Source organism: Bradyrhizobium sp. USDA 4486 (assembly GCF_054057995.1).
Window position 1 is genome coordinate 7,899,976 of record NZ_JBSRZV010000001.1, and the last position, 16,062, is coordinate 7,916,037.

The 16,062-nt window shown below is 62.8% G+C and carries 15 protein-coding genes and 1 pseudogene; 11 read left to right on the top strand and 5 right to left on the bottom strand.

Annotated elements, in window-relative coordinates:
- Positions 1-669: 669 nt before the first annotated feature.
- Positions 670-1,299 (bottom strand): FMN-binding negative transcriptional regulator, encoded by a 630-nt coding sequence (locus ACVWY3_RS37280; RefSeq protein ID WP_456842901.1) that lies wholly within the window; start codon positions 1,297-1,299, stop codon positions 670-672.
- 475 nt (positions 1,300-1,774) lie between these two features.
- On the opposite strand from ACVWY3_RS37280, the gene ACVWY3_RS37285 reads away from it, so the two are divergent.
- The 10 genes and pseudogenes from ACVWY3_RS37285 to ACVWY3_RS37330 all read left to right on the top strand — a co-directional run.
- The gene (locus ACVWY3_RS37285; RefSeq protein ID WP_456843548.1) at positions 1,775-1,858 is read left to right on the top strand and encodes a hypothetical protein; all 84 of its coding nucleotides are present in this window, start codon (positions 1,775-1,777) and stop codon (positions 1,856-1,858) included.
- A gap of 615 nt (positions 1,859-2,473) precedes the next feature.
- Positions 2,474-3,676: a cytochrome P450 gene (locus ACVWY3_RS37290; RefSeq protein WP_456842902.1), complete on the top strand. Its 1,203-nt coding sequence runs from the start codon at positions 2,474-2,476 to the stop codon at positions 3,674-3,676.
- Positions 3,677-3,768: 92 nt separating this feature from the next.
- Positions 3,769-5,070, top strand: coding sequence for a cytochrome P450 (locus ACVWY3_RS37295; protein WP_456842903.1), 1,302 nt, complete (start codon positions 3,769-3,771; stop codon positions 5,068-5,070).
- On the top strand, positions 5,058-5,366 hold the full coding sequence (locus ACVWY3_RS37300) for a ferredoxin (RefSeq protein WP_456842904.1): 309 nt from the start codon (positions 5,058-5,060) through the stop codon (positions 5,364-5,366). Before ACVWY3_RS37295 ends, ACVWY3_RS37300 begins: the two co-directional genes overlap by 13 nt.
- Positions 5,353-6,198 (top strand): SDR family oxidoreductase, encoded by an 846-nt coding sequence (locus ACVWY3_RS37305; protein WP_456842905.1) that lies wholly within the window; start codon positions 5,353-5,355, stop codon positions 6,196-6,198. The genes ACVWY3_RS37300 and ACVWY3_RS37305 overlap by 14 nt, the downstream gene beginning before the upstream one ends.
- Entirely contained in the window at positions 6,198-7,541 is a 1,344-nt protein-coding gene (locus ACVWY3_RS37310; protein WP_456842906.1) for a cytochrome P450, read from the top strand. The genes ACVWY3_RS37305 and ACVWY3_RS37310 overlap by 1 nt, the downstream gene beginning before the upstream one ends.
- 132 nt (positions 7,542-7,673) lie before the next feature.
- Complete coding sequence (locus ACVWY3_RS37315; protein ID WP_456843549.1) at positions 7,674-8,672, top strand: polyprenyl synthetase family protein; 999 nt, start codon at positions 7,674-7,676, stop codon at positions 8,670-8,672.
- 287 nt (positions 8,673-8,959) lie between these two features.
- Entirely contained in the window at positions 8,960-10,510 is a 1,551-nt protein-coding gene (locus tag ACVWY3_RS37320) for a hypothetical protein (RefSeq protein ID WP_456842907.1), read from the top strand.
- Positions 10,507-11,409 (top strand): terpene synthase family protein, encoded by a 903-nt coding sequence (locus ACVWY3_RS37325; RefSeq protein ID WP_456842908.1) that lies wholly within the window; start codon positions 10,507-10,509, stop codon positions 11,407-11,409. Before ACVWY3_RS37320 ends, ACVWY3_RS37325 begins: the two co-directional genes overlap by 4 nt.
- 50 nt (positions 11,410-11,459) lie before the next feature.
- Positions 11,460-12,227 (top strand): annotated as a pseudogene (locus ACVWY3_RS37330) (integrase); the annotation flags it as partial.
- A gap of 259 nt (positions 12,228-12,486) precedes the next feature.
- Here ACVWY3_RS37330 and ACVWY3_RS37335 read toward each other — a convergent pair.
- Both ACVWY3_RS37335 and ACVWY3_RS37340 read right to left on the bottom strand, forming a co-directional pair.
- A complete protein-coding gene (locus tag ACVWY3_RS37335) occupies positions 12,487-12,666 on the bottom strand; it encodes a hypothetical protein (protein WP_271604433.1) in 180 nt (59 codons plus the stop codon).
- Between the two features lie 24 nt (positions 12,667-12,690).
- Positions 12,691-13,014: an AAA family ATPase gene (locus ACVWY3_RS37340; protein ID WP_456842909.1), complete on the bottom strand. Its 324-nt coding sequence runs from the start codon at positions 13,012-13,014 to the stop codon at positions 12,691-12,693.
- 319 nt (positions 13,015-13,333) lie between these two features.
- Between ACVWY3_RS37340 and ACVWY3_RS37345 the strand changes: the two genes are divergently transcribed.
- On the top strand, positions 13,334-13,762 hold the full coding sequence (locus ACVWY3_RS37345; protein WP_456842910.1) for a hypothetical protein: 429 nt from the start codon (positions 13,334-13,336) through the stop codon (positions 13,760-13,762).
- Between the two features lie 147 nt (positions 13,763-13,909).
- Here the strand turns inward: ACVWY3_RS37345 and ACVWY3_RS37350 are convergent, their stop codons facing one another.
- Together ACVWY3_RS37350 and ACVWY3_RS37355 are read right to left on the bottom strand one after the other, a co-directional pair.
- The gene (locus tag ACVWY3_RS37350) at positions 13,910-14,719 is read right to left on the bottom strand and encodes an effector protein NopP (protein ID WP_456842911.1); all 810 of its coding nucleotides are present in this window, start codon (positions 14,717-14,719) and stop codon (positions 13,910-13,912) included.
- Between the two features lie 588 nt (positions 14,720-15,307).
- A complete protein-coding gene (locus tag ACVWY3_RS37355; protein WP_456842912.1) occupies positions 15,308-15,793 on the bottom strand; it encodes a S1/P1 nuclease in 486 nt (161 codons plus the stop codon).
- Positions 15,794-16,062 lie beyond the last annotated feature (269 nt).

Sequence of the window (16,062 nt, forward strand, 5' to 3'; positions counted from 1 at the left end):
GAGTTGGCAGAAGTTTATGGTGGTCATGAATTATGTAGTCCGGCCCTGCCGCGCGGAAGCGCGCCTCAAAAATCATCCCACGATTGATACGTTGACGAGACCGAGATTGCGGGCAAGTTCCGTCTCAACTGGCATATCGCTCACTATGACGATGACGGTTCTTTCTGGGGACAAATCATTGGCCTGCATATACAAGCGTAGCGGCTCTTGCTTGCTCATGCTCCTAAACTGAGTTGCGCAGCTCGCAACTGTCAAAATGTCGCTGACGTGAGTCTCCATTCCAAGTCGTTGTCACTTGTGCACGAATTGGTTCAACAATGTAATTGCTTCCGGGTGCGAGATCGAGTTTGGAGAGCGTGAGCATTGCTGCCTCCGCGGCTCTTTTCTGGATTGCTTTATTTTGAGCAATGGCCGTCCCAGGCGGCGCAGGGAGCCGCAGAGTCGGATGGGCTTTCGAGAGTCTGGACGCTTACTATGCGCGTTGTACTGGACCTGACACGAGATTGTGCCTCTGTCAGAATACGGACAAGTGTCTGCGCAGTGCGGCAAGCCCGAGCTGACGTTTCCGTTCGTGAATTTCGCGAGTTAATTGATGGCCCGACCGCTGGGGTTTGTGAGAGCTGTAGATGTAAGATGGCTGCGGCGCTGCTGGTCATGCGCATTTTCGTCTCAGTCCTGAACCAAGATAAGAGCTGCAACTTCCTGGTCCCGTGCCAGTTTGCTCGCCGCTAGGCCGGTGGCGATACCAATGCGATCAGGCGTGGGGCGGTTTTGGCTCATCTTGCGTTTGCCTTCGACCATGGTGATCGGGATGCGCACGCCGACGATTTCACGCAACTGGGCGGCGATGAAATCCGCGGGGGCATCGCTGACGGCCCAGGGCGTCGCACGTGATGTCTCATGGATATTCGTCAGACGCGTCACAACCTCAAGCAGGCGAGTGGGATCCTCGAAGAACTCAATCGGCCCATGGGCGTGGACCGCGATGTAATTCCATGTCGGAACCACATGTTCAGCTTGTCGCTTGCTAGGATACCAGGATGGCGTCACATAAGCCTCTGCGCCAGTAAAGATCGCCAGAGCTTCTCCGATCGGGGCCGTGCGCCATTGCGGATTGCCCTTCGCCAAGTGCCCGTATAGTGCGCCGTGTTCGCCTTCGCTCTCGTCGAGGAAGAGCGGAAGAGGCGTCGCAAGTGGCCCATCTGATGTCGCTGTGACTAGGTTGGCCAATCGGGCGCAGTGGATTGTCGCTCGAATATTCTCGATGTCGTCATCTCGAAAGTGGGTTGGTATGTACATGAAGGCTCTCCGTTGCAGGTCGTCGAGATAGACGCAAGTCGATATGCGAGAAAACTGCCAGTTTTAGTCGCTCCCGTAGAGCTTCTCCGCTTCCTCTTTCGACGTGACGGCTTCGGATTTATTTGGGACGCGGGCAATTCCACTCAGCCGCTTCAGTGCGTGAAGCTGCCGTTGGGTTGGTGTTTCCGTAGCTATTTTCCTGCGGGCTGAGCCAGGCATCCATGGACCTTCAGAGATCGTACCCCGGCTCGCCTGTATGAAGCGATCCGGCAGCTGTCCCTCGACCCGTACCGAGTCGGGTTAGGCGAACCAGTCCTTGATCTTGGCAAGATCGACACCGACGTCTAAAGCCGTCTTCATCGTCTGAACTGCGTCGGTTGGTAGAAGTCGAAGGTGATCGCAACCAACCGGTCATTAAAACACGGGAGTTCCCGTCTATGGTGGACGCCTCGCCCGAGGGCAATCGGCCGAGGAGATCGTCGACGATGTTCCATCGCTGACGCGCGATCAGGTTGAGGCCGCGATCGAATACGCCGTAGCGAGGGTGCCCCTAGTCTGAAGCGGGCGCTGGCAGAGCTAGCCGGCCTTGGGTTCGATGACGAAGCCGAGGCGGGCGAGGTTGCGCCGCGCCGGATTCCGCAACCGCGTATTTCATCGACGAGAACGCGGTTCTTGAGTTTGGCAATGGTCCCAACGCGAACGTGCGCAAGTGGCTTGCAACATGGTCCTAGATTAAACCGCGCTCTGCGCGAGCGCGGCGCACCCGGAAAAGGAATTCGCCCGAGGGCATCGCCGTGCGAGTGGAACGCCACCCAATTGTCCTTCGAGCGAGGTCACGATGGCGAGCCGAGCAGCGCATCGCGCTGCAGGCCCGTGTTCTGAGACGCGCATGAGGCCGACCAACATAGGCGGATACCCATCTAAAATAGGTTTCCTTATGGTAGCGCATGGCGACAGAGTTTCCGCATATGTTTTGCGGCACCAGGCGCTTAGCCTAGGAGGCTACTACAAGATTCGGTAGCTGGCTAAAGCCAACTTGAGGCCCTACGGTTCGGTCGCCTTCCCCGCCGCATCATCGACCAACAGAAGTGAACGCAAGCGCACGTAAAGTCGGTGACCGCAGCGCCTGTGGGCACCTTGCGCCCCTCCATCGCTTAGAGAGTGAAGTGCTACCGTGTCCGAACAACCCCTGCCGATGCTGCCGATGTGGCGCGTCGATCACATCGAGCCCTCGCCCGAGATGTTGGCGCTACGCGCCAACGGTCCGATACACCGCGTGCGTTTCCCGTCTGGGCACGAAGGCTGGTGGGTGACAGGCTACGACGAGGCCAAGGCGGCGCTGTCGGACGCGGCGTTCCGGCCGGCGGGAATGCCGCCGACGGCGTTCACCCCGGATTCGGTGATTCTTGGTTCGCCGGGGTGGCTCGTGTCGCACGAGGGGGGCGAGCATGTCCGGTTACGCACGCTCGTCGCGCCGGCCTTGAGCAGCCGCAGGGTGAAGCTGCTGACGCCGCATGTCGAGGCGATCGCTGCGCAGTTGTTCGAGAACCTGGCGGCCCAGCGCCAGCCCGCCGACTTGCGGCGCCACCTCTCGTTTCCGCTTCCGGCGATGGTCATCAGCGCCCTGATGGGCCTGCTCTATGAGGATCACGCCTTTTTCGCTCGGCTGTCCGACGAGGTGATGACGCACCAGCATGAAAGCGGCCCGCGCAGGGCGTCGCGCTTGGCCTGGGAAGAACTGCGCGCCTACATTCGCGACAAGATGCGGGACAAGCGCCAGAATCCGGGCGACAACCTGCTGACGGATCTGCTCGCGGCGGTCGACCAGGGCAAGGCGACCGAGGAAGAAGCAATCGGCCTGGCGGCAGGCATACTGGTGGCGGGGCACGAGAGCACCGTCGCGCAGATCGAATGCGGCCTGCTCGCCATGTTCCGCCATCCGCAACAGCGCGAACGCCTGGTCGGCGATCCATCCCTGGTGGACAAGGCCGTGGAGGAAATCCTGCGCATGTATCCGCCGGGCGCGGGCTGGGACGGCATCATGCGCTATCCGAAAACCGACGTGACCATCGCGGGCGTGCATATTCCCGCCGAGAGCAAGGTGCTGGTCGGCCTGCCGGCAACGTCGTTCGACCCGCGCCATTTCGACGCGCCGGAAATCTTCGACATCGGGCGCCAGGAAAAGCCGCACCTGGCGTTCTCTTACGGTCCGCACTCCTGTATCGGCGGAGAGCTGGCCAGGCTGGAACTCAAGGCGGTGTTCGGTTCGATCTTCCAGCGCTTTCCCGCGCTGCGCTTGGCTGTCGCGCCCGAACAATTGAAGTTGCGCAAGGAGATCATCACTGGCGGGTTCGAGGAGTTCCCGGTTTTCTGGTGATGTGCGGACGCCGCTGGGGACGCAATCGTGTCCGCGGTTTGCCGGCGCACCTGCCTGCATCGCTCAGATCAGCCAGCCAACAGGTAACGAAGATGGACGTGCAAGAAACCACGGCAGCATGCCGGGACGCGTTCGCCGAACTGGCGTCGCCAGCGTGGATCCACGACCCGTATCCGTTCATGCGGTGGTTGCGCGAGCACGACCCGGTGCATCGCGCGGCGTCGGGCCTCTTTCTGTTGAGCCGCCACGCCGACATCTACTGGGCCCTCAAGGCCACGGGCGATGCGTTTCGGGGACTGCCGCCGGGCGAACTGGCGCGCTATTTTCCGCATGCGGCGACCAGCCTGTCGCTCAATCTGCTGGCCTCCACGCTAGCGATGAAGGACCCACCGACGCATACGCGTCTGCGGCGGCTGATCTCGCGCGATTTCACCATGGGCCAGATCGACAACCTGCGGCCGAGCATCGCGCGGATCGTCGAAGCGCGGTTGGACGGCATGACGCCCGCGCTGGAGCGCGGGGAGGCCGTGGACCTGCATCGGGAGTTCGCGCTGGCCTTGCCCATCCTGGTCTTCGCCGAACTGTTCGGCATGCCCCAGGACGACATGTTCGGGCTCGCCGCGGGCACCGGCGCCATTCTGGAAGGCCTGAGCCCACACGCCAGCGATTCCCGGCTCGCCGCGGCGGACGCGGCCAGTGCCAAAGTGAAGGCCTACTTCGGCGCTCTCATACAGCGTAAGCGCACCGATCCGTGCCACGACATCGTGTCGATGTTGGTCCTCGCACACGACGATGATGCCGACACGCTTTCAGACGCGGAGTTGATCAGCATGTTGTGGGGCATGCTGCTGGGTGGCTTCGTCACCACTGCTGCGACCATCGACCATGCGGTCCTGGCGATGCTGGCCTATCCCGAACAGCGGCACTGGCTGCAGGGAGACGCCATGCGGGTGAAGGCATTCGTCGAAGAGGTCCTGCGTTGCGACGCGCCCGCCATGTTCAGCTCCATTCCGCGTATCGCCCAGCACGACATCGAATTAGGCGGGGTGGTGATCCCGAAGAACGCGGACGTGCGCGTGCTGATCGCGTCTGGGAATCGCGATCCCGACGCCTTCGCCGATCCCGACCGCTTCGATCCTTCCCGGTTCTACGGCACCAGTCCCGGCATGTCGACCGACGGGAAGATCATGCTGAGCTTCGGTCACGGCATCCACTTCTGCCTCGGTGCGCAACTGGCCCGGGTGCAGTTGGCCGAAAGTTTGCCGCGGATTCAGGCGCGCTTCCCCACGCTGGCATTGGCCGAGCTGCCGACCCGGGAGCCCTCCGCATTCCTTAGGACGTTCCGCGCGCTGCCGGTGCGGCTGCATGCGCAGGGGCTGCGATGCGAGTCTTAGTCGACCAGGATCTGTGCGGAACCAGCGGACAGTGCGCGCTGACGCTACCGGGTATTTTTCGCCAGCGCGAATCGGACGGCGTGGTCGAAGTGTGCGGGGCGACAGTTCCGCAGGCGCTGCACGCGGCCGTGCGTCTCGCAGCCAGCCAGTGCCCGGTCGCCGCCATTCGGGTCATCAGAAGCGAAGCTAGCCGTGACGAGCGCGCCAGCGCCGACAGTGCGCCTTCTCCAGCGGACGCGGAGCGGCATGCCGCTAGAGACCAACGCAATCCAAGAGGACACCATGGGACGGTTTGAAGGCAAGGTGGCCGTGGTGACCGGCGCCGGCGCCGGAATCGGCAAGGCATGCGCCCTCGCAATCGCGCGCGAGGGCGGCAAAGTGGTGGTCGCCGACATCGATGGTTCGGCGGCGACGGCTTGTTCCGCCCAAATCGCGGCCGAGGCGGGCCACGCGCTGGCTCTGGCCATCAACATCGCCGAGGCGCAGGCTGTGGCAGCGCTGTTCGATGCGGCCGAGCGGCACTTCAGTGCCGTCGATCTCCTGGTGAACAATGCGGGCGCCATGCATCTGACTCCGCGCGACGGCGCGATCCTCGACCTGGACCTGGCGGTCTGGGATGAGACCATGGCAACCAATCTGCGCGGCACATTGCTCTGCTGCCGGCGGGCCATCCCTGGGATGATCGCCCGCGGCGGTGGCGCGATTGTCAACATGTCGTCGTGCCAGGGGCTCAGCGGTGACACCACGCTGACGTCCTACGCCGCATCGAAGGCGGCGATGAACATGCTATCGGCCTCGCTCGCCACCCAGTACGGTCATGCGAAGATCCGCTGCAACGCGGTTGCGCCGGGTCTCATCATGACCGAGCGTCTCCTGGCCAAGCTGGACGAGTGCATGCAACGGCATCTGCGCCGGCACCAGCTCCTGCCGCGCGTCGGCCGCCCCGAGGACGTGGCCGCACTGGTGGCGTTCCTACTCTCTGACGATGCTGCGTTCATCACCGGCCAAGTGGTGTGCATCGACGGCGGCATGCTGGCGCATGTGCCGACGTACGCCGACGGTGGAAACAGCCGCGCCGCGCCGCCTTCCGGCGAGACCGCCGAAGCGGCTGCGTCGCCGCGCTGGTGATGGACATGCTGCTCAACCCGCTGAACCGTCGAGATCGGCTGCGGCACGACATCCCGGTCGTGCCCGGCGCTTTCCCCTTGGTCGGGCACCTTCCCGCTATCGTTTGCGACCTGCCGCGCCTGCTGCGGCGTGCGGAACGGACGCTGGGCAGCCACTTCTGGCTGGACTTCGGCCCTGCCGGACACATGGTGACCTGTCTGGATCCGGATGCGATCGCACTGCTCCGCCACAAGGATGTGTCCTCGGCGCTGATCGAAGATATCGCGCCCGAATTGTTCGGTGGAACGTTGGTCGCCCAGGACGGCGGCGCGCACCGGCAGGCGCGCGGCGCGATCCAGGCGGCGTTCCTGCCCACGGCGCTGACCCAGGCGGGCATCGGCGAGCTGTTCGCGCCCGTCATCCGGGCGCGGGTGCAGAGGTGGCGCGACCGGGGCGAGGTAACCATCCTGCGCGAAACCGGCGATCTAATGCTCAAACTCATCTTCAGCCTCATGGGAATCCCCGCGCAGGACCTGCCGGAATGGCGTCGCAAGTACCGGCAACTGCTGCAGTTGATCGTCGCGCCCCCGGTCGACCTGCCCGGACTGCCCTTGCGGCGCGGTCGGGCCGCCCGAGACTGGATCGATGCGCGGTTGCGCGAGTTCGTTCGCGACGCGCGCGAACATGCCGCGCCCACCGGGTTGATCAACGACATGGTGAGCGCCTTCGACCGGAGCGACGATGCGCTCTCCGATGAGGTCCTAGTCGCCAATATCCGCTTGCTGCTGCTCGGTGGTCACGACACCACGGCGTCGACTATGGCCTGGATAGTAATCGAGCTGGCGCGGCAGCCTGGGCTGTGGGACGCTCTGGTCGAGGAGGCGCAACGCGTGGGCGCGGTGCCGACCCGGCACGCGGACTTGGCGCAGTGTCCGGTCGCCGAAGCGCTGTTCCGCGAGACGCTGCGCATGCATCCGCCGACGCCGCTCCTGGTGCGTCGCTCAGTGCGTGAATTGCGACTCGGCCAACGGCGCATTCCCGCGGGCACCGATCTATGCATCCCGGTGCTGCATTTCTCGACTTCGGCGCTGCTGCACGAGGCGCCTCATCAGTTTCGCGTGGCGCGGTGGCTGGAACGCACCGAGCCGATCCGGCCGGTGGACATGCTGCAGTTCGGTACCGGCCCACACGTCTGCATCGGCTATCACCTGGCATGTCTGGAACTGGTGCAGTTCTGCATCGCCTTGGCGCTCACCATGCACGAGGGCGGGGCGCGGCCGTGGTTGCTGAGCGGCGTCGAAAAAGGCCTGCGCTATTACCCGACCGCACATCCGTCCATGACTACCCGCATCGGATTCTCATGAGCTGGCATCACATGCCCTGTGGCGAGGCAGCGGCGCCGGCCACGCGCGGCATTTGCTGCACTCGGCGCGCGCACGGTGCGACGCAGATAACACCGCGGCGGCTCGCCTGTCAGGGACAAGGACATGAACAACATGCAAACCGGTTCTACGCCACAGGATGACAGAACTGGTGATTCCGCGCTCGGCGGATCGGGCGCGCAGGCGCGGGGCGCATCCGGCCGGCTGCTGCCCGAGATCTGGGTGCATGAGGGCGCAAACCGGGTCGAACAGGTGCTGGCGCGTCTTCTCTGCGCCGAACATGACGGTGAGACCGAGCTGATGGCGGCGATGCGCTACGCCACCTTGCATGGCGGGAAGCGCACCCGCGCCTTGCTCTGTCTGGCTGCCGGCACACTGGCCGACGCCCCGGCGCACATGCTCGATGACGTCGGCGCCGCCATCGAGATGATGCACGCCTGCACCCTGGTCCACGACGATCTGCCCGCGATGGACGACGACGTGCTTCGCCGCGGCCTTCCGACCGTGCACGTCAAGTTCGGCGAAGCTACTGCGATACTGGTCGGCGATGCGCTGCAGGCGCACGCCTTCCTGACCCTGGCGAGCCTGGACGCGCCGGGAGATAACCGTATCGCACTCGTGCGCGAACTGGCGCGCGCGGTGTCAGCCGAGGGTGCCGCAGGCGGGCAGGCCATGGATCTGTCTCTCGTGGGAAAGCACGTCGAGCTGGACAGGATCGTGGCGATGCACCGGATGAAGAGCGGAGCGCTAGTGCGCGCGTCCGTTCGCATGGGCGCCCTATGCGCTCTCGCGGAGAATGCCGCGCACGGCGCGCTGTACTGTGCGCTCGATCACTACAGCGCCTCTTTCGGCCTGGCGTTGCAGGTGATCGACGACATTCTCGACGTGACAGCGGATACCGCGACGCTGGGCAAGACCCCCGGCAAGGACGCGGCAGCGCAGAAGCCGACCTGCGCGTCGATCATGGGACTGCAGGCGGCCCGCCAGTTCGCGCTGGATCTGTTGCGCGAGGCCGGGGAGGCCATCGCGCCGCTGGGGCCTCGTGCGGAACGGTTGGCGCAACTCCTCGAGCGGGCCAACGCGTATCTCTTCAAGCACGCGCCATGCGCATGAGCGCGCCCGTCCGGATGGAGACGCCCCCGTGCCGCTGCTATCGACCGGCGACAGAAATACATGCTGCACTTTGTGCGAGTCGCGGTGCCGATCGCAGCGGTTGCCCGCCGCGGCGCACGCGGCGCCCGCGCGCAAGCCTACGCGGCGGACCGGCGCCAGCATCGGGGGCCTCGCCGCGCCGGAGCAGGGCGGCCGTCCGGCGCTGCCTATGCGACGAGCATGCGGCGACATGGGCTGCGTCTGCCCGATCCCGGTTCTCTTCGACCGTCTGCATAAGGAACATCCGCGTGAACGCGCTGTCCGAACAGATCCTTTCCGAATTGCGCGGCCTGCTGAGCGAAATGAGCGATGGCGGTAGCGTCGGTCCGTCTGTCTACGACACGGCGCGGGCCCTGCGCTTCCACGGCAACGTCACCGGTAGGCAGGACGCATACGCGTGGCTCATCGCGCAGCAACAGGCCGACGGCGGATGGGGAAGCGCGGACTTCCCGTTGTTTCGGCATGCGCCCACCTGGGCAGCGTTACTGGCATTGCAGCGTGCCGATCCTCTTCCCGGTGCTGCCGACGCTGTCCAAGCTGCAATCCGGTTCCTCCAGGTCCAACCCGATCCCTACGCGCATGCGGTGCCGGAAGACGCGCCGATCGGCGCGGAGTTGATCCTGCCGCAGTTTTGCGGTGAGGCCGCATCCTTGCTGGGTGACGCGGCGTTTCCGCGCCATCCAGCGCTGTTGCCGTTGCGACAAGCGTCTCTGGACAAGCTGCGGGCGTTGGCGATGTTGCCGAGCGGTCATCCGTTGCTGCACTCCTGGGAAGCCTGGGGGACGTCGCCGACCACCGCATACCCGGATGACGAGGGCAGCATCGGCATCAGTCCGGCGGCCACCGCCGCGTGGCGTACGTACGCCGTGACGCGGGGAAGCACGCCGCAGGTCGGGCGCGCCGATGCGTATCTCCAGAGGGCATCGCGGGCGACGCGCAGCGGCATTGAAGGCGTCGTTCCGAACGTGTGGCCGATCAATGTGTTCGAGCCATGCTGGTCGCTGTACACCCTTCATCTGGCCGGGCTGTTCGCGCATCCCGCGCTCGCCGAGCCGGTCCGCGTGATTGTCGCACAGCTCGACGCCCGCCTGAGCGTGCGCGGTCTGGGCCCGGCCTTGCATTTCGCGGCTGATGCGGACGACACGGCCGTTGCGTTATGCGTCTTGCACCTTGCAGGCCGCGACGCGGCGGTCGATGCGTTGCGCCATTTTGAAATCGGCGAGCTGTTCGTCACCTTCCCCGGCGAGCGCAATGCATCGCTGTCGACCAACATCCACGCCCTGCATGCGTTGCGACTCTTGGGAAAGTCCGCCGTCGGCAGCAGCGCCTACGTCGAGGCCAATCGCAACCCGCACGGTCTCTGGGACAACGAAAAATGGCACGTTTCGTGGCTGTATCCCACCGCGCATGCGGTCGCTGCGCTGGCGCAAGGCAAGCCCCAGTGGCGGGACGAGCGCGCGCTGGCGGCGCTGCTGCAGGCGCAGCGCGGCGACGGCGGCTGGGGCGCCGGTCGCGCGTCCACATTCGAGGAAACCGCCTATGCGTTGTTCGCATTACGCGTGATGGACGAGAGAGAAAAAGCCACAGGGCGCCGGCGCATCGCACAGGTGGTGGCGCGTGCGCTAGAATGGATGCTCGCCCGCCATGCGGCGCATGCATTGCCGAAAACACCATTGTGGATCGGCAAGGAACTGTATTGCCCCACTCGGGTCGTGCGCGTGGCCGAACTTGCCGGCTTGTGGCTGGCGCTTCGTTGGGGGCGGCCCGTCCTGACCGAGAGAGCAGGAGCGACCCCATGATCCTGGCAGAACGCGCGCTGCATCAGGTGCTGGAGTGGGGGCGTTCCCTGCCCGGGTTCGCTGACGAGCATGCCGTAGAAGCGGTCAGCGGCGGCCAGTACATTCTGCAGCGTATCCGCTCGAGCCTGCGTGACATCAGCGCCCGCACCGGTCGCGATCCGCAGGACGAAACACTTATCGTGGCGTTCTATCGTGAACTGGCGCTGCTGTTCTGGCTCGACGATTGCAACGACCTTGGCCTGATCGTGCCGGAGCAGCTCACCGCGGTGGAGCTGGCGCTGGGGCAGGGCGAGCCGTGCGCGCTCCCCGGATTCGAGGGCTGCGCTGTGCTGCGCGCTTCGCTGGCCGCGCTAGCCTACGATCATCGCGACTATGCTCAGCTTCTCGCCGATACCAGGCGCTACTGCGCGGCGCTCCGCGCCGGACACGCGCAGGCGGCGGGGCCGGAACGCTGGTCCTACGCCGAGTACCTGCATAACGGCATCGATTCGATAGCCTACGCCAACGTGTTCTGTTGCCTGTCGTTGCTGTGGGGGCTGGACATGGCGACCTTGCGCGCGCGTCCGGCGTTTCGCCAGGTCCTGCGACTCATCTCTGTGATAGGGCGCCTGCAGAACGATCTGCACGGACGCGACAAGGACAAGTTGGCCGGCGAGGCCGACAACGCGGCGATCCTGCTGCTTCAGCGCTATCCAGCTATGCCTGCGGTGGAGTTCCTCAACGACGAGCTGGCCGGCTATACGCGGATGCTGTACCGGGTGACGGCGGAAGAGTGCTTTCCGGCGCCGTGGGGATCGTTAATCGAGGCCATGGCGGCCATGTCCACGCATTACTACCAGACCTCGGCCACCCGCTACCGAAGCGACCCTCAGGGGCGAGACCAGCGTTCGCCGGCCTGAAGTCGCAGGAGGCGCGGCGTGCGCGCGCTGCCGCGGTCCGGCCCGACGCAATGCCGTGGTCCGATGCGACGGATGGAGCGAGCATGAGCAACACCGCTCTGAGCCGGCGCAAGGACGACGATCTGGAGATCGTGTTGGATACGCGACACGACGGCCGCTCGCGCCGCTACACCATTAGCTTGCATGGCGTCTGGACCGCCCAAAAGGCGAGGCAGGAGGCGAAGGTCCAATTGGGGCGTGTCGCACAGAGCGACAATCCCGCGGAGGAACGCCAGCTCGATCGCAAGGCGATCACCGTTAAGGAGCTCTGCGCTCTTTACCTCAACGATCTGAACGCCGGCCCTATCCTAGGAAAGGGTGGACGGCCGAAGAAGCCCAGTACCATCATCTCCGATACCCGCCGCATTCGAGCGCTATATCATCCCGCTTCTCAGCAGGCGGCGCGTGAAGGACAAACCAAGGCCGACATCAAAGGTACTGAAGGATATCATGGCCGGCAAGACGCGAGCCTCGGTCAAGACAAAAAGCTACGCGGGAAAGTCATTGTTCGCAGTGGCAACGCGGACGGTCGGGCTTCTTGGCGGCATTCTCACGTACGCCGTCGAGGCGGGAATCATCGCCATCAATCCCTGGTCTGAGAGAGCCGGACAACGTGCGGAGCCGCCGGCTCAGAGAAGCCGAAATATCGGATAATTGGCGAGATGCTGCGAAATAGCAGCAAGAAGGACGAGAAGTACGTCACGACGGCCGACATCATCCGCCAGATAACCGGCTGCCGGAGGAGCGAGGTGATCGCTCTGATGTGGACCGAGGCCGATAGACGGCTAAGGCGGCGACCTTACAGTCCTCTTTCGATCACACGGAAACGAGGGCGCCCATTTTTGTACGGCGAAACGGAACCGGCGTGGTTGTATCGGTCCGCTGAGCGCGCCTGCAATTTGGGCAGACAAAAAAGGTGGGCAATTATCGATTCCGGAGTGTCTCGCACCAACTCCGACCGAAACCATCTCATGGTGATCCGACAATTCGCACCGCCCGGGAGTTCGAGATGCCCCAGCGCGTTCTCTCCCGCGCGTACTACACGCGGAAAATGCCCCAGCGGGACACTCGGGTAAAGAGCAGACAGCGCCTGCAGACGGGCTCGATTGATAAAAAATGATCGCGGCCCTTCTTGGCTCCGCGGTTCTCCGAGGCAGACAGCGCCTCGTCGATCGACTTGCTGACGTGGTCGCCCTCGAACATGACGTTCGATGACATGACGTCGTCGCCGACCAGGCGCTGCTAGAGCCGAAAGGTCAGCCCCTTGCACTTCTCCCCAGGTTGTCCTTGGCCTGAAGCAAGAAACCGCCGCTCGTCGTCATCGAGATCTTCGATCACGGCAAACGCAGCTCGAGCTGCAGCCACGAACGCGACCGACCTGGCGAACCGGTTCAGGGCGCTCTGTTTGCTCCCACCTCCACCTTTGTTGAGGTGCGTCACGGCGACTACGGCGATGCCCAGGCGGTTAGCCGTGACGGCCAACGGCTCCAGGACTTCCCGGGTCTCGACGTTGCCGTTGCCATCGCTGCCGCCCATATACGCCGAGATCGGATCGACGACGATCACACTGACAGCGCTTGGCTGCGCAGAAAACCAGCGCACACCGAGTAATGTGCGCCGACTTTAGTTATGACAGCGCTGCTAACGTCGCGGCTGCGTCGGTTGACTCCGTATGAGTGTCTGCAACACGACCGACGGCTTTGGTGAGATTTAGCCTGTTTGGATTCTTGGACGATTTCGGGCGCCTTCAATTTTCCCGTTCAAAGGATTGGCATGGCGGCCCTCACGCTCGATCTGAAGTTACGTGTAGTGCCTGCGGACGGTCAAACATTCATAGCCTTCCCCGGTAAGGGCTAGGGCGCCTCATATTTGCTCGGGGCCAACATTGTCATCGCAAGAAATTTACACGCCGTCGGTTGCTGCAGCCGATCGGGATCTGATCTTCGTAGTAATCGAGCGCCACCGCGAGCTGTCCGCGCACTACGATGCGGCGGCGTCGCTTTCGGATAAGCTCGAGGATGGTGCCGAACTTGCTGCCGCCGACGAAGTCACCGGCCAAACGAACCTGGCTCTCAGGGAGCATGCAAATGTGCTCATCCGTTCGAAGCCAGCCACGATCGCGGGCGTGATCGCTCTGACCAGATACGTCGCCGGCCTGCGGGAATGGGAGCTGCCTGATGATTCTGATGGCGCGGACGCAATGACGCTCGCGCATGCCATAGGCAATCCGCTTCTCCCGCCCGGGTCAAAGTCGAAAACCCCGGTTGGTAGCCGGGATTTTCTTTTTTGCTGTTACAGGCACCAACTCTCCTAAACCGCGGCGGTGCGGTCAGCACAGCGCACCTCCGGATTGAGCCGAATTTGACTTCGGCTTCGTTCCGTCCAACGCTCGATCGTAAGCCGCAGGTGTCGGTTGGTCTGCGCTCCTGCTCCACCTCAATCGATTGGTGGAGATCTCACGTCACATAAAGTCTCCATCCGAATCGGACTCTGGCGAAGGTTCATCATCACTCGGCGTTTTGATTTTGGAGAGATACATCGGAGAATTGGTTGCACGTTGCCATTCACCATCCCTGTATCTCCACTGTCTGGACTGGGTGGGATCGAGTACCATATCATCGTGATCTACATGAACGAAGCCCATTTGTTCTGCACGGGCTCTCGCTTCATCATTAGCAGGACGCCAGTTCACCAGCGGCCGTTCGCCGTCTTGCTGTAGTTGGTGCTCAAGCAGAATATCGCCGGCGTTGCCGACGAGCGGATGAGCAACCTGAAAATCCACGATTGATGTGACGTCAGTTCGTCCGGGGAACTGTTCTCGCCACCGTTGGCTGGTGAACTCAGTCGCCATAGGAAATCCGGCTTCCGTTCGTTGGAGGCCGACGCTCCTATTTCCCAGTTGGTAGCTGTAATATCGCGCGGCATCAGAATCCCTTCGTATCGCGTAACTGCTAGCGACATCCGCGGTGCGCCTGGCTCTTTCGGATACAAATTCTGAGTATTCCTGCGGATTGTTGGCGATATGATTGATCTCGTCACCATGAAAACTCCTCACCCGTTCCCGGAATTCGGCTTGGTCGATCTCAACAACGGGAGATCTTGAAGTGAGGTAATAACTCGGCTGCGAGGATGAGCTGGCACCCGAATCCTGCAATCCCATTCTACCGAACGCGTCCGCGAAATAGTCAGCATTCCTGTGCTCCGGGGAGCTCGCGTAATGATACTCATCAGCGGATGGAGCATTCGACCAATTGTTAATTCGACCGCCCATGGCGACCACACTCCTATGGTTGTTGCATTGTGTTCAGGTCATTTGACCTGACGCCGCCGATAAGCAGCTTAGCTGTCCGTAAGCTGACGCCGACAATAAACGGAAAGCAAAATTCTCTGATCGGCTTTGTAGCAACCGGCTTGCAGGACGCCGGCGAAGACCGCCCGACGCATCTGGGGATGCTCGCTTCGTGGGTCGCTCGAGGCGTCACCGCTGCCGGCGGCGGGAACCCGGCGAAGGTCTGGTCGTCGCGCTTATGTAAATCTCGACATAAGCGGGATTAGGCACACCCCCGTGATTGTGCAGCTCGCAGGAACAGGAGCCTGCATCTATGGGATTCTCGGACCACGTGCGGCTGGCGAACTGCGCATAGTTTCGGTCTTTCCTATGGAGTCTAATCAGCTCGATAGGAGATCAGCATGCAAACCGCCACGGCCTCGTGCTTGGGGAGGAGGGGTATTCTTCAACGTTTCGCAATACCAGGAACACTTGCGGCCAAGGCGATATGCGCCGAACACTCAGCGCGACTACCCGCCTCGCCGCTTTCCTTTGGCGAACGCCTGGCAGCGCAGCGTGTGACGCTCGAATTCATTTCAACATCTGGTTCAGCAGATTGGCCAATCGTGCCGCAGCAAGCGCAGCCTGATTGCGAGCTACGTTGCGAGCGTTGGTCTCATGATCTCGAGTTAGTTGAACCGGTGTCGTGTCATTCGGGATGGGAGCTGCATAAGCATTCTGCCTGGCCAGCTCGAAGCTTTCTTGGGCCCAGGTGGCAGGATCGAGAATCTGAGCCTTCGCGGAATCTGGCACGACATTTTTGAGGCCGTTGAATTTGTCCTCGGCGTCGGTGATCGCTCCGAACACTGGCGAATAGCCGCCGAACAAGCTATCCCAATAAGCATGAAGCAGGATCGTCTCGCCCGTGGCTGGTATGACTTTTTCTGCGTTACCGCCGCGGTCGCCACCATTATCGGGCAGTTGCGCAGTGTAACGGGCAATTGCATGATCCGGCTGGTGTAGATCGCCAACCAGATGAAGTGTCCAGCGAGACTGTAGGAACGCATAGCATCCCAAGCACTCTCTGAGGCTGGCAGCTTAGCGAATAGAGCCTTGAGCTGCGTGACAGCATCAACCGGATCCGGCTGCGGGAGGGACGTACCGTCCGGCGTGTACAGAGCGTCTTTGAAATGCCAATAGGCATGCTTGAGGTGGCCATATGGGACGATCTGTTTTGCCGTGGAATCTTTAACTTGATCATCGTAGTCGTCATCTTTCGTTTTGATATCATCGGCCCGTGTAGCGGCATGCACCAAGGCGTACAGCTCTTCCGCGCCCTGGGCCGC